At 64.0% G+C, this 25,834-nt stretch carries 25 protein-coding genes; 7 read left to right on the forward strand and 18 right to left on the reverse strand.

Translation table 11 applies throughout. The features are described from left to right. The first annotated feature begins 19 nt into the window (after positions 1-19). A complete protein-coding gene (locus J2X56_RS13960) occupies positions 20-1,078 on the forward strand; it encodes a porin (RefSeq protein WP_310160633.1) in 1,059 nt (352 codons plus the stop codon). 110 nt (positions 1,079-1,188) lie between these two features. On the opposite strand, the gene J2X56_RS13965 is transcribed toward J2X56_RS13960, so the two are convergent. Beyond that, entirely contained in the window at positions 1,189-2,118 is a 930-nt protein-coding gene (locus tag J2X56_RS13965) for a LysR family transcriptional regulator (RefSeq protein WP_310160634.1), read from the reverse strand. Between the two features lie 337 nt (positions 2,119-2,455). Here J2X56_RS13965 and J2X56_RS13970 point away from each other — a divergent pair, with 337 nt between their 5' ends. The 4 genes from J2X56_RS13970 (at position 2,456) to J2X56_RS13985 (ending at position 6,496) form a co-directional block, all read left to right on the forward strand. Continuing rightward, the gene (locus J2X56_RS13970) at positions 2,456-3,622 is read left to right on the forward strand and encodes an amidase (RefSeq protein WP_134134683.1); all 1,167 of its coding nucleotides are present in this window, start codon (positions 2,456-2,458) and stop codon (positions 3,620-3,622) included. 66 nt (positions 3,623-3,688) lie between these two features. After that, positions 3,689-4,975, forward strand: a complete 1,287-nt coding sequence (locus tag J2X56_RS13975) for a Rieske 2Fe-2S domain-containing protein (RefSeq protein WP_034337649.1) — start codon at positions 3,689-3,691, stop codon at positions 4,973-4,975. 5 nt (positions 4,976-4,980) lie between these two features. Next, entirely contained in the window at positions 4,981-5,481 is a 501-nt protein-coding gene (locus tag J2X56_RS13980; protein WP_039789766.1) for an aromatic-ring-hydroxylating dioxygenase subunit beta, read from the forward strand. Positions 5,482-5,527: 46 nt separating this feature from the next. Continuing rightward, positions 5,528-6,496 carry a PDR/VanB family oxidoreductase gene (locus J2X56_RS13985; RefSeq protein WP_134134681.1) on the forward strand — a complete coding sequence of 323 codons (969 nt, stop codon included), beginning with the start codon at positions 5,528-5,530 and terminating at the stop codon, positions 6,494-6,496. Between the two features lie 122 nt (positions 6,497-6,618). On the opposite strand, the gene hpaC is transcribed toward J2X56_RS13985, so the two are convergent. Continuing rightward, entirely contained in the window at positions 6,619-7,176 is a 558-nt protein-coding gene (gene hpaC, locus J2X56_RS13990) for a 4-hydroxyphenylacetate 3-monooxygenase, reductase component (protein ID WP_121038068.1), read from the reverse strand. Between the two features lie 316 nt (positions 7,177-7,492). Here hpaC and J2X56_RS13995 point away from each other — a divergent pair, with 316 nt between their 5' ends. Continuing rightward, positions 7,493-8,125, forward strand: a complete 633-nt coding sequence (locus tag J2X56_RS13995; RefSeq protein WP_034337633.1) for a response regulator transcription factor — start codon at positions 7,493-7,495, stop codon at positions 8,123-8,125. A 94-nt stretch (positions 8,126-8,219) separates the two neighbouring features. Here the strand turns inward: J2X56_RS13995 and J2X56_RS14000 are convergent, their stop codons facing one another. Further along, positions 8,220-9,767, reverse strand: coding sequence for a methyl-accepting chemotaxis protein (locus J2X56_RS14000; RefSeq protein WP_134134680.1), 1,548 nt, complete (start codon positions 9,765-9,767; stop codon positions 8,220-8,222). 439 nt (positions 9,768-10,206) lie between these two features. Here J2X56_RS14000 and J2X56_RS14005 point away from each other — a divergent pair, with 439 nt between their 5' ends. Then, the gene (locus J2X56_RS14005; RefSeq protein WP_310160635.1) at positions 10,207-10,812 is read left to right on the forward strand and encodes a nucleotidyltransferase family protein; all 606 of its coding nucleotides are present in this window, start codon (positions 10,207-10,209) and stop codon (positions 10,810-10,812) included. A 50-nt stretch (positions 10,813-10,862) separates the two neighbouring features. On the opposite strand, the gene J2X56_RS14010 is transcribed toward J2X56_RS14005, so the two are convergent. The 15 genes from J2X56_RS14010 to J2X56_RS14080 form a co-directional block, all read right to left on the reverse strand. Further along, on the reverse strand, positions 10,863-11,648 hold the full coding sequence (locus J2X56_RS14010; protein ID WP_259434421.1) for a molybdopterin-dependent oxidoreductase: 786 nt from the start codon (positions 11,646-11,648) through the stop codon (positions 10,863-10,865). Continuing rightward, positions 11,645-12,259, reverse strand: a complete 615-nt coding sequence (locus J2X56_RS14015; RefSeq protein ID WP_134134676.1) for a cytochrome b/b6 domain-containing protein — start codon at positions 12,257-12,259, stop codon at positions 11,645-11,647. Before J2X56_RS14015 ends, J2X56_RS14010 begins: the two co-directional genes overlap by 4 nt. 12 nt (positions 12,260-12,271) lie before the next feature. Continuing rightward, positions 12,272-12,901 carry a DUF5666 domain-containing protein gene (locus J2X56_RS14020; RefSeq protein ID WP_134134674.1) on the reverse strand — a complete coding sequence of 210 codons (630 nt, stop codon included), beginning with the start codon at positions 12,899-12,901 and terminating at the stop codon, positions 12,272-12,274. Positions 12,902-13,141: 240 nt separating this feature from the next. Further along, on the reverse strand, positions 13,142-13,555 hold the full coding sequence (locus tag J2X56_RS14025; protein ID WP_310160636.1) for a hypothetical protein: 414 nt from the start codon (positions 13,553-13,555) through the stop codon (positions 13,142-13,144). A gap of 207 nt (positions 13,556-13,762) precedes the next feature. Then, positions 13,763-15,313, reverse strand: coding sequence for a dynamin family protein (locus J2X56_RS14030; RefSeq protein ID WP_310160637.1), 1,551 nt, complete (start codon positions 15,311-15,313; stop codon positions 13,763-13,765). Next, positions 15,310-16,581 carry a GTPase gene (locus J2X56_RS14035; RefSeq protein ID WP_310160638.1) on the reverse strand — a complete coding sequence of 424 codons (1,272 nt, stop codon included), beginning with the start codon at positions 16,579-16,581 and terminating at the stop codon, positions 15,310-15,312. Before J2X56_RS14035 ends, J2X56_RS14030 begins: the two co-directional genes overlap by 4 nt. 19 nt (positions 16,582-16,600) lie before the next feature. Then, on the reverse strand, positions 16,601-17,821 hold the full coding sequence (locus J2X56_RS14040; protein WP_310160639.1) for a benzoate/H(+) symporter BenE family transporter: 1,221 nt from the start codon (positions 17,819-17,821) through the stop codon (positions 16,601-16,603). 48 nt (positions 17,822-17,869) lie between these two features. Further along, entirely contained in the window at positions 17,870-19,237 is a 1,368-nt protein-coding gene (locus tag J2X56_RS14045; RefSeq protein ID WP_134134669.1) for an MFS transporter, read from the reverse strand. 98 nt (positions 19,238-19,335) lie between these two features. Then, positions 19,336-19,746, reverse strand: coding sequence for a RidA family protein (locus J2X56_RS14050; RefSeq protein ID WP_039788846.1), 411 nt, complete (start codon positions 19,744-19,746; stop codon positions 19,336-19,338). A 34-nt stretch (positions 19,747-19,780) separates the two neighbouring features. Then, positions 19,781-20,569, reverse strand: a complete 789-nt coding sequence (benD, locus tag J2X56_RS14055; protein WP_134134667.1) for a benzoate diol dehydrogenase BenD — start codon at positions 20,567-20,569, stop codon at positions 19,781-19,783. Beyond that, on the reverse strand, positions 20,566-21,591 hold the full coding sequence (gene benC / locus J2X56_RS14060; RefSeq protein ID WP_310160640.1) for a benzoate 1,2-dioxygenase electron transfer component BenC: 1,026 nt from the start codon (positions 21,589-21,591) through the stop codon (positions 20,566-20,568). The genes benD and benC overlap by 4 nt, the downstream gene beginning before the upstream one ends. Before the next feature lie 21 nt (positions 21,592-21,612). Then, entirely contained in the window at positions 21,613-22,107 is a 495-nt protein-coding gene (gene benB, locus J2X56_RS14065) for a benzoate 1,2-dioxygenase small subunit (RefSeq protein ID WP_039788851.1), read from the reverse strand. Next, positions 22,104-23,477 (reverse strand): Rieske 2Fe-2S domain-containing protein, encoded by a 1,374-nt coding sequence (locus tag J2X56_RS14070; RefSeq protein ID WP_134134661.1) that lies wholly within the window; start codon positions 23,475-23,477, stop codon positions 22,104-22,106. Before J2X56_RS14070 ends, benB begins: the two co-directional genes overlap by 4 nt. Before the next feature lie 112 nt (positions 23,478-23,589). After that, positions 23,590-24,525 carry a catechol 1,2-dioxygenase gene (gene catA, locus J2X56_RS14075; protein WP_121038026.1) on the reverse strand — a complete coding sequence of 312 codons (936 nt, stop codon included), beginning with the start codon at positions 24,523-24,525 and terminating at the stop codon, positions 23,590-23,592. Positions 24,526-24,575: 50 nt separating this feature from the next. Beyond that, entirely contained in the window at positions 24,576-25,769 is a 1,194-nt protein-coding gene (locus J2X56_RS14080) for a muconate/chloromuconate family cycloisomerase (RefSeq protein WP_310160641.1), read from the reverse strand. Positions 25,770-25,834: the final 65 nt, after the last annotated feature.

Genomic DNA, 25,834 nt, shown 5'->3' on the forward strand with positions numbered 1-25,834 from the left:
CCACAGGGAGCCTTGTCACATGAAGAAGAAACTACTGGCCGCCGCCTTGCTCGCGGCCGGCACGGGGATGGCACATGCACAGAGCAGCGTTTCCATCTATGGCCTGATCGATCTCGGCCTGACCTATTACTCCAACGCCGCCAAGACCGGCGGCGGCGGCGCGTCGCTGCTGCGCATGGACAGCGGCATCGCTCAGGGCAGCCGCATCGGCTTCAAGGGAACGGAAGATCTGGGCGGTGGCCTGAATGCCTTCTTCACCCTGGAAACCGGCTTCGGTGCCGATGACGGCAGCCTGGGACAAGGCGGTCTGTTGTTCGGCCGCCAGTCCTTCGTCGGCCTGGGCAGCAAGGACTGGGGCGCGCTGAGCGTGGGTCGCCAGTACGACTTCATGGCCAACATCGGTGGCCAGTATGCGATGGGCGCACTGTCGCCGGCCGGCTCCTTCGGCTGGGGCCTGCATGCCGATGCCGCGCACGGCACGGCCCTGAACAACCACATCTATGCCGGCGACCGCACCAACAATTCCATCAAGTACAACAGCGCCAAGTTCGGCGGTTTCAGCTTTGGCGCAATGCTCGGGCTCGGTGAAGTGGCCGGCAACAACAATGCCGGCCGCACCGTCAGCGCCACCGGCCAGTACGACAGCGGTGCCTTCAGCGGCGCGCTCGCCTACACCGACATCAAGAGCAGCAGCGGCGCTTCCGCCACCCGCATCTATGGCGGCGGTGCGCGCTACCAGATCGGCGCCTTCACACCGTTTGGCGTGATCATCCAGGTCAAGAACACCGACACCAATGCCAAGGCCACCACCTATGAACTGGGCACGGTCTATGCATTGACACCGCTGTGGGATCTGGCTGCCGCCTACCAGTTCCAGAAGCGCAACCAGGGTGTGGGCAATGCCCAGGCACTGGTGGCGACGGTGGACTACAAGATCTCCAAACGTACCGACCTGTACGTGGGCGCCGTCTATGACCGCGACAAGGGCTACAACGCGTATCCGGTCTTCGGTGGCGGCATCCAGTCGTCGACCGGCAACCAGAGCGCGCTGCGCCTGGGCATGCGTCACCGCTTCTGAGTACGGGCTACTTGAGGAGGGAAGGCCGCCGCCGACATCCGGTGGTCTTCCCGCAGGCAGGGAGAACGGCCCGCCGCGTTGGCGGGCCTTCTGCTTTCCGGCGCAATGGATCAGCTGCTGCGGCCGTAGCTCTGCAGCATGTCGATGACGATCTGGCGCAGCCAGGTATTGCCGGCGTCGGCATCGAAGGCCGGATGCCAGTGCAAGGTGATGTCCACCGCCGGCAGCTTGACCGGCAGTTCGTAGGAGAGGAATACGTCCGGGTGCTCGCTGTGGAAAAGCTTGGCGATGCGCGCCGGGACGGTGGCCACCAGATCGGATTTGCCGAGGATGCGCGGCAGCACGGTGAAGTGCGGGATCGACAGGCTGATCTTGCGCTGCACGCCGAGATTGCGGAAGGAATTCTCGACCTGGTGATGGCTGCTCTCGGCCGACTCGACCAGGACGTGCGAGAGCGCCAGGAATTCGTCGAGCTGCAGTTGTTCACGCGCAGGCAGAGCCGAACGCTTGCGCATCATGCAGACATAGGTTTCGCGGAACAGCAGTTCATGACAGGTCACCGCCTTGAGCGCGGGCAGGTTGCCGAAGGCGAAGTCGAGCTGACCGGTGCGCAGCGCTTCTTCCAGATGTGCGGGAGGCACCTGCTCCACCTGCAGGCGCGTCTGCGGGGCCTGCGCGGTCAGCAGTTCGCAGAGTTGCGGCAGGAACATCATCTCGGCCACGTCCGTCATCGAGGCGCGGAAGACGCGCGTACTGGCGGCCGGGTCGAAGCGCTCGGTATAGCGCAGCGCATCCTGCACCGCCTGCAGCGCGCGGTTGATGGGCTTGGACAGTTCCAGCGCGGCGGGCGTGGGCTGCATGCCCTCCTTGGTGCGGATGAAGAGCGGGTCATCGAAGATCTGCCGCAGCCGTCCGAGCGCATAGCTCACGGCGGGCTGCGACAGGTGCAGGCGGTTGCCGGCCAGGGTCAAGCTGCGTTCGTCGGCAATGGCCTGGAAGACCCGCAGCAGGTTCAGGTCCATGTTGTTGAAGGTCGCCATAGCAGTCTCCGGATGGGGTCGCGCGGGGGCCTGGGCCCGATGAGTCACATCAAGGAAAGCGGCAATCACTATCCATGCCGCTTATGTGAAAAATATTTTACATCAATTTGATCTATTTTAAGGCGACTTTTAGAATGCTTCACATCAGCCAAGGAAACCGCCTGCATGCCGCGCCCGACGTGGATTGCCAGCCTGGTCGGCCCCATTTGAACGGATGCGCCATGAGCCCCCAGCCAACTTCTTCATCTCCCCTGCCGACACCGCGCAAGCGCAATGGCCAGGCCGCCCTCGCCGCCCTGCAGCAGCAGGCGCGCATCGCCTGCCTGGGAGCGGCAGGATGAGCAACACTTCAGCACGCACCGTCCCCGGCACCGGCCACGCCCTGCTCTCGCGTTTTCACCTCGGTGGCAGCGGCCCGACAGTGGCCATCAAGGATTGCATCGACATCGCCGGCCAGCCCACTTGCGGCGGCAGCGCCGCCCTGGCCGATGCGCCGCCGGCTGCGGCGCACGCCGACGTGGTTCGCAAGTTGCTCGACGCCGGCTGGCAGCTCACCGCCCGCGCCAACATGCACGAGCTGGCCTACGGCATGACCGGCATCAATGACTGGAACGGCACCGCCGTCAATCCGCAGGACGCCAGCCGCATGACCGGTGGCTCCTCCAGCGGCTCGGCCTCGGCCGTGGGCGCGGGCTTGGTGGATATGTCCATCGGCAGCGACACCGGCGGCTCGATCCGCCTGCCCGCGGCCTGCTGCGGCGTGATCGGCTTGAAACCGACCTTTGGCCGCGTCAGCCGCGCCGGGGCCTATCCGGCGGTGAGCAGCCTGGATTGCGTGGGCCCCTTTGCGCGCAGCATGGATCTCATCATCAGCGCCATGGCCAGCATCGCGCCCGGTTTCGACCGCGCTGCCGCCACCGCTACGGCAGCACAGGCCCGCGTCAAACTGGTAACGGTACAGGCTGATCCCCAGATCGCAGAGGCCGTCGCCGCGGCCTTCGCCGCCAGCGGGTGGACGGGCGATGCCTGGACCCCGCAGCACATGCACGCCGCCTTCGAGGCCGGCATGACCCTCATCAATCGCGAAACGCATGACGCCTTCGGCCACCTGCTGGGCCTGGGCAAACTGGGTGCCGACATCGAGAAGCGCCTCTCGGCCGCCGCCGCCACCACCGATGACGCGGTGGCCCAGGCCGAAGCCGTGCGTGCCGCCTTCAGCGCCGAAGTCGACGCCGCGCTGGCCGACGCCGATGCGCTGCTGCTGCCGACGCTGCCGTCGCTGCCGCCGACGCTGGAAGCGATCCGCCAGGGTGCCTCGGTGCTGATGCTGTCCTCGCTGGTGCGGCCCTTCAACCTGTCCGGCCATCCGGCCCTGAGCATTCCGGTGCCGATGGCCGGCAGCTCGCTCAAGGCCGGACTGCAACTGGTCGGCCGCAAGGGCGATGACGAACGCATTTGCGCACTGGGCCTGCATCTGGAACAGGCACTCAAGCAACGCCCCTGACACGCACTGCCCCGACAAGCTCGCCCAATCAACACTGACAACGACTGCAAGCCACTGGAGAAAGCCATGAACGCACCGCTACGCTTCCACCCGCGCAAGACCGATTCATCCTATGCCGACCTGGTACAGGATGCGGTGGTGGATCCTTCGCTCTACACCGATCCGGCCATCTTCGAAGCGGAGATGGACAAGATCTTCTACAAGACCTGGATCTGGGTTGCGCATGAAAGCGAAATCAAGAATCCCGGTGATTTCAAGACTGCCCAGATCGGCCGCCAGCCGGTGATCGTGGTGCGCGACAAGACCGGCAAGATCAACGTGCTGGAAAACCGCTGCCGCCATCGTGGCGCCACCGTCTGCGAAAAGCACAAGGGCAATGCCACCGGTTTTACCTGTCCCTACCACAGCTGGTCCTATGGCCTGGACGGCAAGCTGCGCGGCCTGCCCTATCCGGAAGGCTACGAAGACGTCATCGAGAAAGCCGACCTGCCGCTGCAGAGCCTGCGTGCGGAGAGCTACAACGGCATGATCTTCGCCTCCTTCAACCAGGAGATCGAACCGCTGTCGGACTTCCTCGGCCATGCCAAGAAGTGGATCGACCTGTTCATGAAGCAAGGCGCAGGCTTCCCCGTGAAGGTGCAGGGCGAGCACAAGTTCAGCTTCAAGGGCAACTGGAAGATCCAGCTGGAAAACACCACCGACGGCTATCACTTCCCCGTGGTGCACAAGACCTTCCTGTCGTCGGTCGATGAAGAGACTTCCGAGATGCTGTCCTTCATGACCGATGACCAGTCCATCACCCGCTCGCTGGGCAATGGCCACAGCGTCATGATCATGGTGCCGGAACACGTGGACCTGGATGTGGACGATGGCAGCGAACAACTGCAGGAGCGTTTCGCCCACGTCACCGAAGAACTCTCCAAGACCATGCCGCCGGAACAGGTGCGCCGCATCGTGCGTTCGCTGCACGGCGCCGGTTTCAACCTGAACCTGTTCCCCAACGTGGCCATGTCGATGTCCTTCTTCCGGGTGCTGCATCCGGTGTCGGTGGGCGAGACCCAGATCCGCCACGTGGCCCTGGGCATGGACGGCGGACCGGAGATCGCCAACCGCGAACGCCTGCGCATCCACGAGCACTTCCAGGGCCCGTTCGGTTTCGGCAGCCCCGATGACGCCGAGGCCTGGGAACGCGTGCAGGCCGGTTCGCACGCCGGCCGCAATGCGCCGATCCTGGTCAATCGCGGCCTGAACCGTGAGTGGGTGGATGACAACGGCGACAAGGTGTCGCACTCGACCGATGAAACCGGCATGCGCGAAGCCTATGCCATGTGGAAAAAGATGATGGAGAAATGACCGATATGAACCAACACGACACCCTGCAAGGCATCCCCGCGCCCATGGCGCGTGCCATCGCCTTCATCTGGAAAGAAGCTGAACTTCTGGACAAAAAGGACTATGCCGCCTGGCAAGCCCTGTGGACCGAAGATGGTTACTACGTGGTGCCCATCGATCCCGACACCACCGACTACGCGGCCTCACTGAACTACGCCTACGACAATGCCCACATGCGCAAGATCCGCATCGAGCGCCTGACGTCGGGCCACGCGATGTCGGCCGTGGATGCGGCAGCGACCGTACGCACCGTGTCGCGCTTCGTGCCGGTGCACCTGTCGGAGGAGCTGGTGGAGATCACCTCGGCCCAGGTCCTGGTGGGCTACAAGCGCCAGCAGCACACGATGTTCGTGGCCAACGTCACGCATCGCCTGCGCTTCACGCCCCAGGGTCCGAAGATCGAGCAGAAGGTGATCCGCCTGATCAACTCCATGGACAGCCTCAACGCCCTGGGCTTCCTGCTCTGAGCTGGCGTACCGCACTTTCGACATTGAACCGACGAGTATTGGCCTCATGAAACTGATCGTAGACACCCTCACCGATGAAACCGGCGACATCCGTTCCTTCCGCCTGGTGCGCGCCGATGGCGCCCCGCTGCCGGCTTACGAGCCGGGGGCCCACATCGACGTCACCGGGCCGACCGGGATCATGCGCCAATACTCGCTGTGCGGTCCGCTGGAAGACCGTTGCGGCTACACCATCGCGGTCAAGCGCGAACCGGCGTCGCGTGGCGGCTCGGCGGCCTTGCATGATGCGGTCAAGCCGGGCATGGAACTGGAAGTGGGCACGCCGCGCAACCTCTTCGCCCTCGATGCCAGCGCACCGGAGCACCTGCTCTTCGGCGCGGGCATCGGCGTGACGCCGCTGCTGGCGATGGCCTATCGCCTGTGGGCCGAACAGAAGCCCTTCACGCTGCATTACTTCGTGCGCGCACGCGAGCATGCGGCCTTTGCCGATCTGCTGGAGAACGCGCCCTTCGCCGCGCAGGTGCGTTTCCACTATGCGGTCATGCCGGCGCAGATGGAGCATTACCTCACGGTGTGCCTCGAAGCCGGCAGCAAGGACGCCCACGTCTATACCTGCGGCCCCGCTCCCTTCATGGATGCGGTGGTCAAGTGTGCAGCAGCCAGCCGCAGCGAGGAGGCGATTCATCTGGAGCACTTTGCTGCACCGGTGGCCCCTGCTGCCTCTGCGGAAGGTGCCGGCGGCGGCGATGGCGCCTTCGAAGTGAAGCTGGCCAGCTCGGGCAAGGTGGTGCAGATTCCGGTGGGCATTCCCATCGTCGACATCCTGGCGCGCGAGGGCATCGTCATCGATACCTCCTGCCGCGAGGGCATCTGCGGGACCTGCGTGGTACCGCTGCTGGAGGGCGAGCCGGATCATCGCGACAATTGCCTCTCCAAGAAAGAGAAGGCGGCCAATGACCAGATTTGTACCTGTGTCTCAAGGGCCAGGTCGGGGATGCTGGTGCTGGATCTCTGAGGCTTTCTGAAGACTCTCTCACGCCGTTGGTTTTTTTTGGTCCGGACATGAGGGCCTGAAAGCATGAATGCCGTTCAGCATTGCGCTGAACGGCATTCATCTTTAACTCCAAGGAAAGAATCTCAGAGCGCCGTACGCTTGACCTTGTGAAACAGCCGATTGAAATAAATGAGGCTGTCCTTCTTCTCATTGACCTCGACCTCGGCCAGCTCCACGAACATCACCGAGTGCGTACCCACTTCCTTGAATTCGCGGATGCGCCCCTGCAGCTTGACCAGCGCATCGGCCAGTACCGGCTGTCCCAGTTCGCCCGGCTCCTCCCAGATATCCCAGCCGAAACGCTCTTCCATAGGAACCTTGGTGGCACCGGAGAAGTGCATGGCCAGCTGTTCCAGTTCATCCGAGAGCACGTTCACGCACAGCCGTCCATTTTTCTTGAACACGTCATGCATGGCACTGCCGCGATTGATGCAGACCAGGATCGTGGGCGGCGTATCGGTCACCGAGCAGACGGCCGAGGCGGTGATGCCGCAGCGGCCGCCTTCACCATCGGTGGTGATGATGGATACCGCCGCCGGCAGGTGCGCCATGGCATTGCGGAATTCCAGTTGCTCGGCAGCAAGGGGGGCGCGCACCACGGGTGCGGATGGCGTTTCTTTTTGAATGGCGGTGGTGCTCATGGGATCTCCCTGTTATGCACGCCGATGAAGCACGGCGTTCGATGAGAGCAGGTTAAGGCATGCCCATGGTGCAGGCAATCCGTGCCACATGCCCGCCCCACAGGGGATTGCGGCAGACGATCTAGGTAAAAATACCTAGACCATCGTCAGGACGGGGGTGTTACAGTGTCGCTGATCCCAAGAATTTCAGGCCTGCTTTTTGCATAAGTCAAAGCATGACGATTTGATTTGTGCCGACCAGTCCATCAAGAAATCGAGAGGGTCGGAAATAGCGCCGGTGCAAGCCGGCTCCATTTTGACGAGACGAGGAGTGCAGATGGAAACCAACCCGCCGGTGGTCTACATCGTCGATGATGACGAAGCCGTTCGGACTTCGCTGGCCTGGCTGCTGAGCTCGGTCAATATCCGGACCGAATGCTTCGATGGCCCCGAGGCCTTCCTGAAGGCCTATGACGCCAACAGCCTGTCCTGCCTGATCCTGGACGTGCGCATGCCTGAAATCAGCGGCTTCCAGCTGCAGGATCGCCTGAAGGAAATCGGGGCCGACATCCCCGTGATCTTCGTCTCGGGCCATGGCGACATTCCCATGTCGGTGCGCGCCCTGCACAATGGCGCGGTCGACTTCCTGGAAAAACCCTACAACTCGCAGCAGATGCTGGAACGCATCCAGATGACGCTCAAGAACGTGGCCGGCAACATGCAGGCCCGCGAGCGCCGCCAGCAGCTCAAGGCCCGCCTGAAGACTCTCACCGCACGCGAACGCGAGATCCTGGAGAAGGTCATCATGGGCCAGTCCAGCAAGCTCATCGCGCGCGACCTCAACATCAGCGTCAAGACGGTGGACGTGCATCGCGCCAGCGTCAAGGACAAGCTGGGCTGCCAGAGCACGGCCACGCTGGTGCGCGACGTGCTGATGGATTTCGGGCCGGAATTTCTCAAGGCGGCCTGATTCTTTCTGATCCTTGCTGATCGTTCCCGAGCCTGCATGAAAAGGGCCGCAGCATGCTGCGGCCCTTTTCGATATCCGCCGTTGTGCGATTGGCTTATGCCGCCTGCAAGGCGAAGAAAGCCACTGCCCGCTTCAGTTGCGCCGCCTGGTCTTCCAGCGATTTCGCCGCTGCGGCCGCCTGTTCCACCAGCGCCGCATTCTGCTGGGTCACGCCATCCATCTGGCTCACCGCCTGATTCACCTGATGAATGCCTTCGGCCTGCTCGCGGCTGGCGGTGCTGATGTCGCCCACCAGCGCATGCGCGCCCTGCACGCTGCCGACCACTTCCTGCATGGTCTTGCCGGCGCGCTCCACCAGTTCACTGCCGGCATCGACCTTGGAGACCGAATCATCGATGAGCTGCTTGATCTCCTTGGCGGCCGAGGCCGAGCGCTGCGCCAGGGCGCGCACTTCCGAAGCCACCACCGCGAAACCGCGCCCCTGCTCGCCCGCACGCGCCGCCTCCACAGCTGCATTGAGCGCGAGGATGTTGGTCTGGAACGCGATGCCATCGATCACGCCGATGATGTCGACGATCTTGCGCGAGGAGCTGTTGATGTTGCCCATGGTGTCGATCAGTTCCTGCATCACTTGCCCGCCCTGCCCCGCAATGGAAGCCGCCGACTTGACCAGGTCATTGGCCTGATGCGCGTTTTCGGAATTGGTGCGCACGCTGGACGTGAGCTGCTCGATGGAGGCCGCGGTTTCTTCCAGCGCACCGGCCTGCTCTTCGGTACGAGCCGAGAGGTCGAGGTTGCCATTGGCGATTTCACCCGAAGCCACGGCAATGTTGTCGGCCCCCAGGCGCACGGTGGAGACCACGCCATGCAGGCGCTCGCTCATGCCTTGCAGCGAGGCCACCAGCTGGCCCAGTTCATCCTGGCCCATGGGCTGGGCGCGCGAGGTCAGGTCACCGGCGGCCACACGCTGCGAGATGGCCAGCGCCGCGTGTACCGGCCGCGTGATGCTGCGCGTGAGCAGCAGCGCAAAGGCGATGCCGCAGGCGAGGATCACGGCTTCCAGTGCAAAGATCTGCCACTGGCTGCTGGCCGCATCCTGCTGGATGTCGGCAGAGATTTCATCGATGCGGGCGCGTTCGAAATCCAGCAGGGACCGCATCGCGCCCTGGGTGTTGTTGGCGATGCCCACGTATTGCTGCTGGTAGAGCTGGTCCACCTTGGCCGCATCGCCCTCCTTCTTGGCCGCGTAGATCTGGTCGCGGATGGCGAGGAACTGCTTGCGCGCCGCGTTGATGGCCGCGAACAGCTTCTTCTCTTCCTCACTGGTGAGCAGCTGCTCCACGTCCTTCAGGGTCTGTGCGGATTCCTTGCTGGAAGCCGCAGCCTCCTTGGCGAGGAAGGCTTCCAGTTCTGGATCGCGGCTCTTGACCACGGTGGTGGTGCGCTGGATCGCGATCAGCAGCAGCGTGTTCCATTGCGACACCAGCCGTTCGGTCTTCAGCGGCACGTCCATCATCTGCCGGGTCTGCTGCGCGACCGTCTTGAGCCGCCAGATGCCGACGGCGGCGACCACCATGGAAAACACCAGCACCACGGCAAAACCCGCCCCCAGGCGCGAGCCGATACGTATGTTCTTGATCATTGCTTCTTTCCATCCCAACCATGTTGTGTATGGCGCCCCGTAGACGGACTTTCCCCGACCGTCCGGCTTGCCCCCTGATGCCCCAGCTACCCCAGCAAGACCGATGCCAGCGATTGCCAAATGGCAAGGCCGCCTTGCATGCGCTCGATTCTAGGAGCCCGCTGCCATCGCGACCATATCAAAATGCAGAAACGTGGTATGCCAATTCGGCAACGCAAGCCCGCAAACCCTTGCCGGACAAGGATAGCCTCAAACTGGCCGGGTGGAAACATTATGCAATTTAAAACATTAGGATCTGTGGTCCTCATGCGATGGCGCGCGGCGTGGACCGGACGTTGTTGGTACGTCAACCATAGTCCGGCTCATCCTTGGCCACGCAGCGGACCAAACTTGGGCACAATGGCCGCTTGCCTTCGCGTTTCGGGATACCTGCTGCACCATGTCCACACTCTCCCCACCCATCGCCCTGCTGCTGGCCGCCGGCCGGGGTAGCCGCTTCGGCGCGCACGAAGAAAAACTCCTGCAGCCCTTCGTCCATCACGATGGCCGCCCCGGCATCGTGGCCACAGCTACGGCGGCAGCCTTGCTGGAAGTGATGCCGGTGCTGGCCGTGGTGCATGGAGAAGGACCGCTGGCCGATGCGCTGCGTGCGCTGGGCTGCACGGTCTGCCTGACCGGCCAGGATGGGCCGCGCGAGATGAGCGCCTCCTTGCGATGCGGTCTGCAGCAGAGCGCTGATGCGTCGGCATGGCTGGTGGCGCTGGCCGACATGCCGCGCGTGCAGCCGGACACCGTGCGGCGCTTGCGCGATGCGCTGGCGGCGGGGGCGTCGATGGTGGTGCCGGTGATGCAGGGGCGGCGCGGCAATCCGGCCGGTTTTGCGCAGTCGCACCTGCCGGCCTTGCTGTCACTGCAGGGAGATCGCGGTGCGCGGGCTTTGCTGGAGAGCCCGGCGCTGGTAGAGATTGCGGTGGAGGATGCGGGGATTTTTGCGGATGTCGATACGCCGGAAGATCTGCAACGACTCCGGCAGAACCTGGGCTGATCTGCCGCCCGGTTTCCGCAGTCCGGATTCCGTCTTGGGGAATCCGCGCTTCAGATCCCGCTGAACCAGTTGTAGCCCTGGTCTTCCCAATAGCCGCCCGGGTTCTGGTTGCTCACGAAGATGGCCACCACATGCTTGGGATTCTTGAAGCCCAGCTTGGTCGGCACACGTACCTTCAATGGATAGCCGTATTGCGTGGGCAGCGCCTCCTTGCCGAAGTCCAGTGCCAGGATGGTCTGCGGATGCAGCGCCGTGGGCATGTCCAGGCTGGAGTAATAGCGGTCCGCACATTTGAAGCCCACGTATTTCGCCGTGAGATCCGCGCCGACCGCCTGCAGGAACAAGCTCAGCGGCACGCCCGACCATTGGCCGATGGCGCTCCATCCTTCGATGCAGATGTGGCGCGTGATCTGCGCCGCCTGCGGCAGTGCACGCAGGCGCTCCAGATTCCAGCTGCGCTTGTCGCTGACCAGGCCCGAGACTTCCAGCTTCCAGTCGCTGCCATCGATGTCGGGCGCATTGAACTCGTCATAGAAAGCGTTGAAGGGAAACGGATTGGTGATCTGGCTGGCCGCATAGGTCGGTGCGAGTTTCTGGCCCCGGAACAACAGCGCCTGCACCCGGTCATTCCAGCGCGACATGGCCCACAGGACCTTGTCCACGCTGTCGTTGTCCTGCAGGTCGCAGCCCGACAGCATGGACAGCGCCCCCACCGAGAGCGCCGAGCGCAGCATGAGGCGGCGCTGCACGTTCAGCAGGGCCGGGCGATGGTCGGCCAGCAGGATCTTGCCGGCCTTCTCCGGACGTGGCGGTTTGATGTCTTCCTTGTCTTTCATGATGCATTGGCCTCGTGATCACGGCCTCCGGTGAACATCGGGATGAGGGTCTTGGGAACGATGGCCACCAGGGCCAGGTGTACCACCACGAAGCCAGCAATACCGGCCATCGCGGCGAAATGCACCTTGCGCGCAAAGTCGAAGCCGCCGAAGAGATCGGCCAGCCAGTCCAGCTGCACCGGCTTCCACAGCGCCAGACCCGACAGCACCACCAGGATGCCCAGCAGAATCACCGCCCAGTACAGCAGCTTCTGCACCGCGTTGTAGACGCCGGGCTGATGCGGCAGGCGAAAGCGCATGGCCTGCACCGCGTCGCTGACCACATCGGCCGCGCGCAGCGGCAGCAGGTGGAGGCGGAAATGGCCGCTGAAGCTGCCATACAGCAGGTAGAACAGGCCATTGGCCACCAGCAGCCACATCGCCGCGAAGTGCCAGGCGATGGCGCCGCCCAGCCAACCGCCCAGAGTCATCCAGGGAGCGAACTTGAAGCCGAAGATGGGCGAGGCGTTGTAGATGCCCCAGCCACTGCTGATCATGCAGGCGATGGCCACGGCATTGAGCCAGTGGGCAATGCGCACGGCCAGCGGATGGAGAACGGGTGAACGGGGCATCGTCGCACCTGCTTACATCGGCGGGGTGATGCCGTTCTTGCCGGCGCTCACGCTGTTGGCGGTCAGGCTGCCATCGGCGTTCTTGCGGGCGCGCACTACCACCTTCACGCCTGCGGCCAAGAGCGAGCGATCACCGGCTTCGATGCTGACCACGGGCACATCATCGGGCACCACGATCTTCTTCTCGCCGCCCTTGTATTTCAGGGTGAGGGTGCGGCCCTGGCTGGCCACCACGTCACCTACGGTGCCATTGGTCATGGTGCTGTTGGGAGCCAGGTCGAAGGGACGATGGCCGTCGCCGGTACCGGCCATGGCGGGCGGGAAGACGTGCACTTCCAGCGCCTTCTGGGAGCCATCCGGCTGCGGGATGCCGGCCGCGCCGATGTAGCTGCCGGGCTTGATGTCGTTGATGTCGGCAATCGAGATGGCGGCCACGCGGGTGTCCTTGTCGAGGGCCACGTTCTGCTCGGCGCCCTTGTTGGTCTTGACCACCAGCCGATCCTTGCCGACCGAGACGATGCTGCCGCGAATGCCGACCTGCGGCGGCGTCTGCGCCATGGCCGATGAAGCGATCAACTGGCTGGCCAGCAGCGCCGGGATCAGCGCGCCACGGAGAAGACGGGGCAGAGTTGTGTTAGTCATGAGATATGGTCCTGAAAGACGATTTTTGAAGGGGAGCCTGATTCTAGGCAAGCCGGAACGTCATTCGAATGACATTTCAATGACAAAAATGTCATTCTTCTCCTGCCTTGGCAGACCGCGCGCAAGCGCCCATAGCCCGCTCTGCGGAGCGGGCTATGGCTGACGTTCGAAGGGGGCTGGGGCGACGGCCGATAAATGACCGGCGAATGGCCAATGACTGGCCGATGAATGCGCCGGGACTCAGTTGTCCTGATGCGCCCAGTTGAAGCTCAGCGAGACGGGCTTCTCACCCACGCTGACCTTGCTGGTTTTCTTGACGCCGTTGTAGACGGCGGTGATTTCGTATTCGCCCTTGGGCAGCTTGAGGTTGGTCATGGGGCCAGCGGTGGCCAGGCTGAAGAGGCTCTTGCCGTGAAGGTCGGCCACGTCCAGCTTGACGTTGCTGACATAGGCGCCGTCCTTGGCTTCCGAGAACAGCAGGCGCAGGTTGTAGTCCTTGGCCGATTCACGCAGCTTGGCCTGCTCGCCGGCACCGATGCCGCCGTTCATGTAGGCGACCGTGCCCTGCATGTCCTGGGCGTGGGTCAGGGGTGCCGCCATGCCGGCGAGGCCGAAGACGATGGCGCTGATGGCGGTGATCTTGTTGATGTCCATGATGGCTCCTTGTCGTGGTTCAGGATGAAAGCGCTGCCGCTCCATGGCGGAGCGTCGGCGGTCGCCAATGCTGAGCTGACCGCCGATGCTTTACTGTAGGTCCGCAAAATTAAGGGATCCTTAACACCACAAAAGATTCCTGAGCACTGACGTCGCAGCAGATCTTGCCCACGCGCAAGCCAGCTCTCCCCTGCCCGGTCGGCCGCCTCAGCGTGCGGCCATGCCTTCCGGCACACAGCGCAACGTGCCTTCCAGCTGCGCCAGCCGCCGCCCGTGCTCATCGATGAGAGCCCGCTGCACGGACACCGCATCAGACAGTGCCGCCAACCGGGCAGTACAGTACCCTGCCACTTCATCGGCCAGTTCTTCCAGGGTGGCCAGTACGCTTTGGCCCAGCGCGTCGTACAGTTTCTCGTAGGACGGCGGCAAATCGCCGGCAATGCGTTCATAGCCGCTGCCCGCAGGCAGGACCAGCGCCACCGGGGCCGGTGCGGACAGCACATGGCTGTCCAGTACGGCGCGCGCGTGGCGCTCGAAGGCGTGCATCAATGATGCTTGCAGGCTGGCCAGTACAGCGGCCACATCGCCCGTGCCAGCGTGCTGCTCCAGCAAGGCCGGCAGGCCCGGCATCACCTCGCGCCAGGCCAGTTGCACGATGCGTGCGCGACTGGCGGGCAGTGCTTGCAGTTCGCTCTGCACCAACTGCTGCAAGCCCCGCAGCGCGGGCAGGGTCTGCCCTTGCAGAGGGGCCAGTACCGCTTCCTGCAGATGGTGCAGCAGCACTTCGGCCGGCTTGCGGTCGCGATAGGCCAGGGCCGGTGCCAGCAGGTCCGACAGTGCGGCATACAGGCGCTCGAAACCGGCACCGCGCATCGCTTCGGCATCCGCACCGGCCGTGCGGGCCACATAGGCGGACACCGACACGGGAGCCTTCAGCTGATGCAGCGCCACACCCAGCGATTGCAACTTGTCGGCGGCGCGGGCACGGACGTCAGCTTCCTGGTCGGCGCGGTTGGCATCGGATTTGTTGCGCAGGCATTTGACGATCTGGCCATCCACCTCATCCTCATCGATGACGTCGCTGCGCGTCAGCACCGGCAGCAGCGGCTTGCCACGGCGCAGTTCGCGCGCCAGTTCATCGAGTTCCTGCACCTGTCCGGGCGAAGTCGAACTGGTCAGCCACAGCACCGCATCGGCGCTGTCGAGGAAGCGCTGCGTGAGCGCCGCATTCTCGCCGGTGGCCGAATGCAGGCCGGGGGTGTCCAGCAGCACCAGCCCGTCGCCCAAGCAGACGCCCTGCAGGCGCGCCGTGGTTTCGGTAGCGCCTTCATGGAAAGGATCTTCACTCTCCACCAGCGCCCCGTCCTGCAGATGGAAATACTGCACCGCCTGCTGGCGCTCGCGGAAGCGTTGCGCGAGAAAGTTGCATAGCGAGCTTTTACCGGCATTGAACTTGCCGAACACCAGCAGCATGAGCTTGCCCTCGAAACGCTGGGCCAGCGCACGGGCGGGAGCGAGGGCAATCCATTGCTCCTCGCGGCAGCGCGCCTGGTGGATCCGCTCTTCGTGCAAGGCGGCCATACGGCGCGCCATGGGGCTGGCCGACTGCAGGCCGCTGGCAGGTAGCGGTGCAGCTTCAAAGGCCTGCGCTAGCGCCACGAGCCAATCACGCAATGCAGACAGCACCGGCTGCAGGTCGGCCTCGCCCTGGCCGGTGCGGCCGATGGAATCGATGAAATGCTGTTCTTCGCGGCTCATGCGTCCCCTCCTTCGCGCAGCCGCGCCAGCGCCTGCTGCGCGCGTTCATGCGCGTGCAGCTCGGCCTGGCCGATGGCGATCTGCTGTTGCAGCGCCTGGCGGTCTTCCGACAGTTCGTAGTAGTGCAGGAAGGCCTCTTTCAATTGCGCCTGCCCCGCCGGTTCACAGAAACGGCGGCGCAGGTCGGCGCGGTATTTGATGGAGATGCCCAGCACCGCCACCATCACGTTATCGAGGCTGGCCACCGAGGTCTGCTGGCTGGCCGGCAGCCCCTCCACGCCATGCTGGATCAGGTGCGCGCGAATGGCGATGCAGGCCCGGGAATAAGCGACGTGAATGCGCGCCCGCTCGCGCTTGCCGGCGGTGAGCTTGAATTCGTCGGCGGCGGTATCGGGTACCAGCGCGGGATCGACCCCCTGAAACTCGACCACCGGCAGCAGATCCTGATGGACTTTTTCCAGCACGGCCTGCAACCCTTGCTCGAAATCCTGGCGTTGCTGCTGCTGGCGCTGGCGCAGCGTTTGCAGCCCGCTCTCCAGCGCAGCTTGTTGCTGCCGTACCTGCTGGCCGATCTCGGTGAAGAGCAGATGGCGTTCATGTCGGCGCGCACCCGGCACCTGCTCCACCACGTCACGCAGCAAGGCCTGCAGCGCCGGAATGCCGCTACGCTGCAGCAGCAGCGACTTGCCGCCTTCCACGCCACTGCGGTGTCGCGTCGACGACACCGGATACAGCGTGAGCCCCGGTGCCTGCGCAGAGATGGCGGCGCTGACCTTGGCCAGTTGCTCGTCATCGCTCATCTGGTCCACCTGCGTGAGCACGAACAGCGTCTGCCGCCGCGTGCGCTGCTGGTCTTCGCGCAGGGCCTGCAGCAGATGGCGTTCGGCCGCATCCAGTTCGCCTTCCTTGGCCGCATGCACGAACAGGCGCACATCGGCCTGCAGCCACGTGGCTTCCTGTGCGTGGCTGTCATCCTGCAGGGCGACGTCGGCGTCCAGCCCGGGCGCATCCAGCCAGCGCAGTTCGGCGTGATGGTGTTCCGACAGCGTGACCGTCTCGCGCCGGTCGGCCACCGCAAACACGTCGCGCCCCATCAGTTCGTTGAGCAGGCGGCTCTTGCCGTGGTTGTACTTGCCGACCACCGTCACGGTCGGCGCGGCCTGCACTTGTGCCAGCACGCGCAGGCGTGCCAGGTCATGCGCGCGGCCCGGCACCACGGCCAGGACTTCGCTGGCGAGCGGGTCGAAGGAATCATGCTGAGGGGTCATTGGGGGGTCTCCATGTTTTTCATTTTTTCTGGGCGGGACGGCCGATCAGCCAGTGCGCGGCCATGCCGATGACCACGCCCCAGAAGGCCGCGCCCAGTCCGAACAGGGTCATGCCGGACACAGTAGCGAGGAAGGTGATGACGGCAGGCTCGGCATGGCTGCCGTCCTCGCTCATGAGGCGGATGTTGGACACGATGGCACCGATCAGTGCCAGCCCGGCCAGGGCCGCGATCAGTTCCTTGGGAAAGGCGGCAAACAGCGTCACGATGGACGCCGCAAAGGTGCCGCCGATGAGATAGAACACGCCATTGGCAATACCGGCGATATAGCGCCGGCCCGGTTCCGGATGCGCATCCTTGCCGGTACAGAGCGCGGCCGTGATGGCCGCCAGCACGATGGTGATGCCGCCGAAGCAGGCCGTCAGCAGCGAGGCCAGCGCAGTGCCGGTGACCACGGCGCGCGTGGGCGGATGGTAGCCCGCCAGCTGCAGCACCGCCATGCCCGGCAGGAACTGGCCGGTCAGGCTCACCAATACCAGCGGCACCGTCAGGCTGAAGAACATGCCAATGCTGAAGTGCGGGGCAATGAAGACCGGCTGCGCCAGTTCCAGATGCAGGGCACTCAACTCGGTACGGCCGCTGGCAAAGGCCACCGCAAACCCGGTCAGTGCCACCACCACGATGCCATAGCGCGGCCACCAGCGGCGGCCTGCGAGATAGGCGGCGAGCATGGCAAACACCATCAGCGGCGCACCCACGCTGGAGCGAAAGGCCTGCACCCCGAACTGAAACAGGATGCCGGCCATCATGCCGGCCGCAATGCCCTTGGGGATGAAGGCGAGAATTTTTTCAAAGCAGCCGGTCACGCCGATGACGATCAGGATCACGGCCGCCATGAGGTAGGCCCCCACCACTTCCGGCATGCCCACTCCGGGAAAAAGGCTCAGCAGCAGCGCCGTCCCCGGTGCTGACCAGGCCGTGATGATGGGCATCCTGAACCACCAGCTCAGCAGCAGGCCGCTCACGCCCGCACCCATGGAGATGCCCCACACCCAGGACACCAGTTGTGATTGCGGCACCTGGCCCGCATGGGCCGCCTGCACGAAAATCACCAGCGGACCGGCATAAGAAATCAGGACTGCCAGAAAACCCGCCACCCATGCAGTGAGCGAGCCTTGTCGTTGAACCATCGAAGCTTCCTTGCGAAATGCAACTACACGAACGCACGAAAGGTCCGGCACCCGTGGATCGCTCCGCCAGGTGCCGGACCGGCTTGACCGGCTACGATCTTAAACGCTGCGCGAGATCGGCGTGGCGGTCACGGTCGGCGCAGTCTCCGCTGCCACGGCACGCTGGCCATGACGATAGCGCAGCAGGAAGATGCCGATGGCCAATGCAGCGACCAGTCCCGGCACGGCGAAGACCAGGAAATTCATCTTCAGCGGCAGCGCGGCCGCCATCAATGCACCGCCCAGCAAGGGACCGACGATGGCGCCCGAGCGGCCCACACCGGAAGCCCAGCCGAGACCCGTGGAGCGGATCGCCAGCGGATAGAACTGGGCCGTATTGGCATACAGCAGGATCTGCGTGCCGATGGTCGTGGCACCGGCCACGATGATGAGCAGGTACAGCACCGGGGTCGGGCTGTTGAAGCCGAGCAACGCAATGGCCACCGTGCCGACCGCGAAGAAACTCACCACCACCTTGGGCAAGGTAAAGCGGTCTCCCAGCCAGCCGCCGCCGATGGCGCCGACCACGCCGCCGAAGTTGAGCGCCAGCAGGAAGGACAGCGACGACCCCAGGCTGTAACCGGCGCTGGCCATCAGCTTGGGCAGCCACGAACCCAGCGCATAGACCATCAGCAGGCAGCAGAAGAAGGCGATCCAGATCATCAGCGTGCCGAGGGTGCGCTCCTGCTTGAACAAGTCCAGCATCGGCGCGCCAGAGCCCTTGGCATCACTCTGCACCAGCTGCACATCGGCACCCAGCACCGCTTGCGGCGCGACCTGCGCCAGCATGGCACGGGCCTGCTCCTGCTTGCCCGCACGCAGCAGGAAGCCGACCGATTCCGGCAGCTTCCACAGGATCACCGGCAGCAGCACCAGCGGTACGGCCGCGGCAAAGAACATCGATTGCCAGCCGAAGTTGGGCAGCATCCAGATACCCAGGCCCGCGCACAGCACGCCGCCCAGCGAGTAGCCGCTGAACATGATGGCCACCAAGGTACTGCGCAGGCGCTTGGGCGCGTATTCATTCATCAGCGCCACGGCATTGGGCATGAGGCCGCCGCAACCGAGGCCGGCCATGAAGCGATAGATGCCGAATTCCGTGGGCGAAGTGGAAAAGCCGCTCAGGAAAGTGGAGACGCTGAAGAGCACGAAGCTGATCGCCACGCCCTTCTTGCGGCCGATGCGGTCGGCCAGCGGGCCGAAGACGAAGGCACCGAACATCATGCCGAACAGCGCATAGCTGCCCAGCGCGCCGGCCTGCACCGGCGACAGGGACCACTCCTTCATCAGTACCGGCAGCACGGCGCCGTAGATGAACAGGTCATAACCGTCGAACACCAGCAGCAATGCGCACAGGCACATCACCATCCAGTGGAATTGCGTAAAACGCGCGCCATCGATGATCTGGCTCACTTCCTGGGTCTTCATGGGTCTCCTCCGTTGTCGTTTGTCTTGCGGGATTGGCGTTGTTTTGTGTTCTTGTGTTTGTCATGCCCGGCGTTTTTCTTGCAGTAATCCTGTGCGGGTCAGGCCTGCCCCTTCTTGCGCAGATGCGCCACCGCCTTGATCTCGATGATGTAGCCCGGCGCACCGCCGAGCATGTGCGCGCCAATCGCCGTCCAGGCCGGCAGCGGATAGGCGTTCAGGTAGCGGTTGCGCACCTTGATGAACAAGGGCAAATCGCGCATGTCGGTATGGAAGGTGGAGAGATCGACGATGTCGTCCAGGGTACCGCCAGCCTTCTCCAGCACCCGCTTGAGGTTCTCGAAGGCCTGCACGATCTGGGCTTCGCGCGGCTCCACCAGTTGCATGTCGGGACCGCGCCCGATCTGGCCGGAGACGTAGAGAACATCGCCGACCAATACGCCGGGGGCATAACCGATTTTTTCGTAGACGTCTTCCATTCCCTCGGGAATGATGGCCTGGCGTTCAGACATGGTGTCTCCGTTCAAGGAAGTTGATTGAGAGGCCTCAGCCATTGTCGCCACCGGCGACCGGCAATACGGCCCCGGTGATGTAGCTGGCCTCGTCGGAAGCCATGAAGAGGATGGGTGCGATCTGCTCTTCCAGCGTGGCATAGCGTTTGAAGAAAGTGGAGCCGGTCACCTGCTGCACGGCCTCCTGCATCCACGCCTGCTCATGCGCGCTGTCGCCTTGCGCATTGCGCGGCACGCGGCGCGGCGGCGCCTGCGTACCGCCGGGCGCGGTGGCCACCACGCGGATGCCCTGCTCGCCGTATTCCATGGCCAGTGCCATGGTCATGGCATTGACGCCGCCCTTGGCCGCCGAATACGGCACCCGGCGAATGCCGCGCGTAGCGTTGGAGGAAACGTTGACGATGGTGCCCCGGCCCGCGCGCAACATGTGCGGCAGCACAGCGTGACAGCCGTAGAGCGTGGGCATGAGCGAGCGGCGGATTTCGGCATCGATCTGATCGGCTTCGAATTCGGCGAAGGGACGCATGCGAATGGCACCGCCCACGCCGTTGACCAGCAGGTCGATACGGCCATGCAGTTCGACGGCGCGGGCCATGGCGGCCTGCGCGCCGTCATGGGTTTCGAGGTCGGCGACGAAGCCTGTGGCCCGTCCTTCGGGCGCTTCCATCGCCACTTCATGGATGAAGCCGGCGCGGTCCACCATCAGCACCTGGCCACCTTCAGCCGCGATGCCCAGCGCCACGCCGCGCAGGATGCCCTGGGCGGCGCCGGTGACCACGGCCACCTTGCCGGCGAAGCGTGCGCGGGGGAGCGCTGCGCTCATGCCGCCACCGCCACCGGCTGGCTGGTGACGAACTTCTCGTAATGGAAACTGGCCGGGGCGATGCCCTGTGCCTGGAAGTGCTTCTGCACCGCCTCCACCATCGGCGGCGGACCGCACAGGTAGACATCGACTGCGCCATCGTGCAGCACCTCGGCCGGCATGTGCTGGGTCACGTACCCCTGACAAGGATGGCTCGTTGCGGCATCGGCCACACAGGTGGTGAAACTGAACCCGGGCAAACGCTTCGCCAGATCTTCAAGACGCTCCACCAGCACCAGATCCTGATCGCGGGTCACACCGTAGATCAGGTGGACCGCGTGCTGCACACCCTGCTGCACCATCTCCTCCAACATCGCGAGGAACGGCGCCAGCCCGGTACCACCGGCCAGCATCAGCACAGGCTTGTTGACCGGGCGCAGGTAGAAGCTGCCCAGCGGACCGGTCATCTCCAGCGCATCACCGGTGGCGGCCTTGCCCAGCCAGCCGCTCATCAGGCCACCCGGCACGTTCTTGATGAGGAAGCTCATGCGCGTAGCTCCCGAGGGCGAACTGAACGAATACGAACGATGCTGGCCGCTACCCGGCACGGCGATGTTGACGTATTGCCCCGGCAGGAAAGCCGGTGCATCGGCCGCCACCTCCAGCACCAGTTCGAAGGCTGCCTCACCGAAGGCGGTGACCTCGGCTACCTTGCCGCCGAACTTCGCGCTGCCGGTCTTGCAGGCGGTAGAGGCCACCGGTACGGCAACCACGCAATCGGATTGCGGGATCATCTGGCAGGTCAGCACCAGGCCTTGTTCCGCTTCATCGCTGCTGAGCGCATCGTCGATATAGTCGTCGCCCAGGTCGTACTGTCCGCTTTCGGCGCGGCACTTGCAGGTGCCGCACACGCCGTCGGAGCAATCCATGGGCAGGTTGATGCGTTGGCGGAACGCCGCGTCCAGGACTTTCTCCTTGGGACCGCACTGGATGATGCGGGTCACCCCGTCTTCGAAATTGAGGGCGATGCGATAGCTGCTCATGTCATGTCTCCTGCGGGCTGGTCAGACGTGATAGACGTCGATGACCTGGCGGATGTAGTCGTTCTTCAGGGCGATCTTCTTGCTGGCGATCTGGAAGCCGCCTTCGGTCTTGCGCAAGCTGACCAGGGTGGTACCGAAGAACTGGTCGGTGATCTTGTAGCGGTGCGACAGCGTATGGAAGTTGTAGCGCACTTCCACCACATCGTCGTGCTCGTCCAGGATCTCCACGTTGGCGATCATGTGGCTGGTGCGCGGCTCCGGCATGGAGGCGCTGGAGCGCTCGGTCTTGATGCGGAACACGCGGTCTTCCAGTCCATCGCGGTTGGCGTAGTAGATCAGCGAGATCTCGCGCTGCGGGTCTTCGGTGAGCTGGTCGTCATCGTCCCAGGCCGGCATCCAGTATTCGACGTCCGGGGCGTACAGTTCCAGCCAGGATTCCCACTGGCGTTCGTCGAGATAACGCGCCTCGCGATAGAGAAAGGCGCAGACTGCATCGAGTTGGGCAGGTTGGCTCATGCTTGTGCTCCTTGCTCTGCGGCCGCACGTTCCTTGCTGACGGCCTTGCGCATCTGCTCGGTCCAGTAGTGGTGCTGGCAGACGAAGAGACCTTCGTCCTCGCTGCGTTCACCGCTCAGTTTGGGGTTCATGCCCATCTTCTTCGCATTCTCGTCCGGGCCCTGCTTCCACAGCGGCGCGCCCCGGCTCATATCGTTCCAGCGCACGGCAGATCCGGCATAGCCGGCCTGGCAGGCGCGGAATTCTTCCAGGTCGTCGGCGGTGCCCATGCCGGAGACATTGAAGAAATCCTCATACTGGCGAATCCGCACGCGGCGGTCTTCGGCGCTCTCGCCCTTGGGGCCGAAGCAGAAGATGCTGATCTCGGTCTGGTTCACGCTGATCGGACGGGCCACGCGGATCTGCGTGCCGAACTGGTCCATCAGGAACACGTTGGGATAGAGGCACAGGTTGCGGGTCTGGGCCACGATGGTATCGGCGCGTGCCTGGCCGACGCGGGCGGCCAGTTCCTCGCGCTGGTTCCAGATCGGGCGCACTTCCGGATTGAGCGTATTGGTCCACAGGAGGATGTGGCCGTTCTCGAAACCGTAGACGCCGGCCACGGCCTTGCTCCAGTTGTTGGCATCGGTGGCCTTGGTGCCGCCTTCCTTGCGGCGGCTCATGGTGGCGGCATAGTTCCAGTGCACCGAGCTGACATGGTAACCGTCGCAACCATTTTCCATCTGCATCTTCCAGTTGCCGTCATACAGGTAGCTGGAGTTGCCGCGCAGGACTTCCAGGCCATTGGGCGCCTGGTCGACGATCTGGTCGATGATGACGCGGGTCTCGCCCAGATACTCTTCCAGCGGCAGCACGTCTTCCGAGAGGCTGCCGAAGAGGAAGCCGCGATAGTTCTGGAAACGCGCCACGCGGGTCAGGTCATGCGAGCCGTTCTTGTTGAAGGAGACCGGATATTCGGTGGTCTTCTCGTCCTTGACCTTCAACAGCTTGCCGCTGTTGGAGAAAGTCCAGCCGTGGAACGGGCAAGTAAAACTGCTCTTGTTGCCGTGCTTGCGACGGCACAGCATGGCCCCCTTGTGGGCGCAGGCATTGATGACCGCGTGCAGCTCGCCGTTCTTGTCGCGGGTGACCACCACCGGCTGGCGGCCGATCCAGGTGCTGTAGTAATCGTTGATCTCGGGGACCTGGCTCTCGTGAGCGAGGTAGACCCAGTTCGATTCGAACAGGTGCTTCATCTCCAGCTCGAACAGGTCGGCATTGGTGAAGATGTCGCGGCGGCAGCGGAAGATGCCGTTGGTGGGATCTTCGTCCAGGGCGGTGTCGAGCAGGCGCTCGACCTCTTCATACTTGTCGGCGGCAAGGGTGGTCATGTCTTTTCTCCAGGGTGCAGCCCGCCTGTCGCGATGGAAAACCATCGCGGCAAGGCAGTCGGCGGGGATGAGGCTGGCCTGCGCCAGCGGCTGGCGCAGGACGATCAGGCGATCAGGCGGCCAGGCGCGGACGGTCCACGACCTGGTTGTCGGCACCGTTGACCAGCGAGGTCAGGTTGATGTCGAAGACGATCTCGGCGAACGGGCCTTCCAGTCCCTCGGCCTTGATGCTGGCCGCATCGGTACGCTCGACCAGCGGCGGCACCAGGCCTTCGCGGGTGGCGTAGGCGAAGTCGTCATAGATCAGCGGATCGCCTTCGATGTTGATCTGCGTGGTCAGCTTGCGATGGCCATCGGCGGTGACGAAGAAGTGGATGTGTGCCGGACGGTTGCCGTGGCGGCCCAGCTGGTTCAGCAGGCCCTGGGTCGGGCCGGCCGGCGGACAGCCGTAGGCGGCCGGCATGATGCTGCGGAATTTGTAGCGGCCCTGGGCATCGGTGATGATGGTGCGGCGCATGTTGAAGGGCTTCTGTTCACCGGTCGGGTCGAAGTGCGAATAGAAACCTTTGGTGTTTGCATGCCAGACTTCGACCTGCGCGCCCGCCATGGGCTTGCCATCCGAGCCATAGACAGTGCCGTGCATGATGATGGTCTGGCCGTTCTTGTCGCTGCCATCGTCCAGGCGCGCGAAGCCCTGCTCCACCGGCGCACCGGCCACGTACAGCGGACCTTCGATGGTGCGCGGGGTGCCGCCGGTGATGCCCAGTGCGGCGTCTTCGGCATCCATGCGCATGTCCAGGAAGCGGTCCAGGCCCAGGCCCGGCGAGAGCAGGCCGGCTTCGCTGGCAGCGCCCAGGCGATTGACATAGGCCACGCCGGCCCAGTATTCGTCGGAGGTGATCTCCAGGTCTTCGATGGTCTTGAACAGGTCGGACAGGATGCGATGCACGATCTGCTTGGTGCGCGGGCTGCCGCCTTCGGTGTCGAGGCCGCTGGCCAGGCGCAGGAAGTCCTGGACTTCGGGGGTGCTGAAAATCTTGGCTGCCATGTTGAGTCTCCTTTTGGATTTGTAGATTGGGGAAGTGCGTCTTTTTTGTTTTATCCGGCCAGTGTGGCCGGCCTCGCTGCTGTCACTGTCGCCCCTTGCTTGCGGTCGCGCCGGAAGTATTGCACACGCTCTTCATCCAGCACGATGCCCAGTCCGGGGCGGTTCGGTATGGCCAACTGGAAATCCTGGTATTGCAAAGGCTCGGCCAGAATTTCTTCGGTCAGCAGCAACGGACCGAACAACTCAGTCCCCCACTGCAATTCACGGAAGGTGGCAAAGGCATGGGCCGAGGCGATGGTGCCGATGGCGCCTTCGAGCATGGTGCCGCCGTAGAGCTCGATACCCGCCGCGTCGCCGATGGCGGCCACCTGCTGGGCGGCGCGCAGGCCACCCGATTGTTCGATCTTGATCGCAAACACATCCGCACCGCCGATGCGCGCCAGCACAAAGGCCGAGGCCGGACCGGTCAACGATTCATCGGCCATGATGGCGATGGCGTGCTTGCCCTTCAAGCGGGCCAGCGCCGGGGCCGAGGCCACCGGCTGCTCCACCAGTTCGCAGCCGGCATCGACCAGGCCGGCCAGGCCGCGCTGGGCTTCCAGTTCGCTCCAGGCCATGTTCACATCCACCCGCACCGAGCCACGATCACCGAGGGCCTTCTTGATGGCGGCCACGTGGGCCACATCGGCCTCGACTTCGCGGCGGCCGATCTTGAGCTTGAAAATCTTGTGGCGGCGCGCGGCCAGCATGCGTTCGGCTTCGTCGATGTCCTTGGCGGTGTCGCCCGAGGCCAGGGTCCAGGCGATCGGCAGGCTTTCGCGGGCGCGGCCGCCGAGCAGTTGCGAGACCGGCAGGCCGGTGCGCTGGCCCAGGGCATCGAAGAGCGCCGTCTCGATGGCGCACTTGGCGAAACGATTGTCCTGGATGGCCTTGTTCAGGCGCGCCATGATGGCCGGGATCAGGCTGGCATCGGCGCCCAGCAGCAGCGGCGCGAAGTAGGTATCGATGGCCAGCTTCATGCCCTCGGGTGATTCGGCACCATAGGCCAGGCCACCGATGGTGGTGCCCTCGCCCACGCCGACGGTACCGTCGGAGCAGTACAGGCGCACCAGCATCAGGGTCTGCCCGTTCATCGTCGCCATCGACAATTGATGGGGACGGATGGTCGGCAGATCGACCAGGAAGGTCTCGACCCGGTCGATCAGGGCCGGGGCCGCAGCGTGAAGGTGTTGTGGGGTATCCATGGACTGCATTGAACACCCGGAAGCCCTGCCATTGCCAACACCAAATTCGTCTAGTTTCATACCTT

The organism is Herbaspirillum sp. 1173, from assembly GCF_031455335.1.
Taxonomy (GTDB): Bacteria; Pseudomonadota; Gammaproteobacteria; order Burkholderiales; family Burkholderiaceae_D; genus Herbaspirillum; species Herbaspirillum huttiense.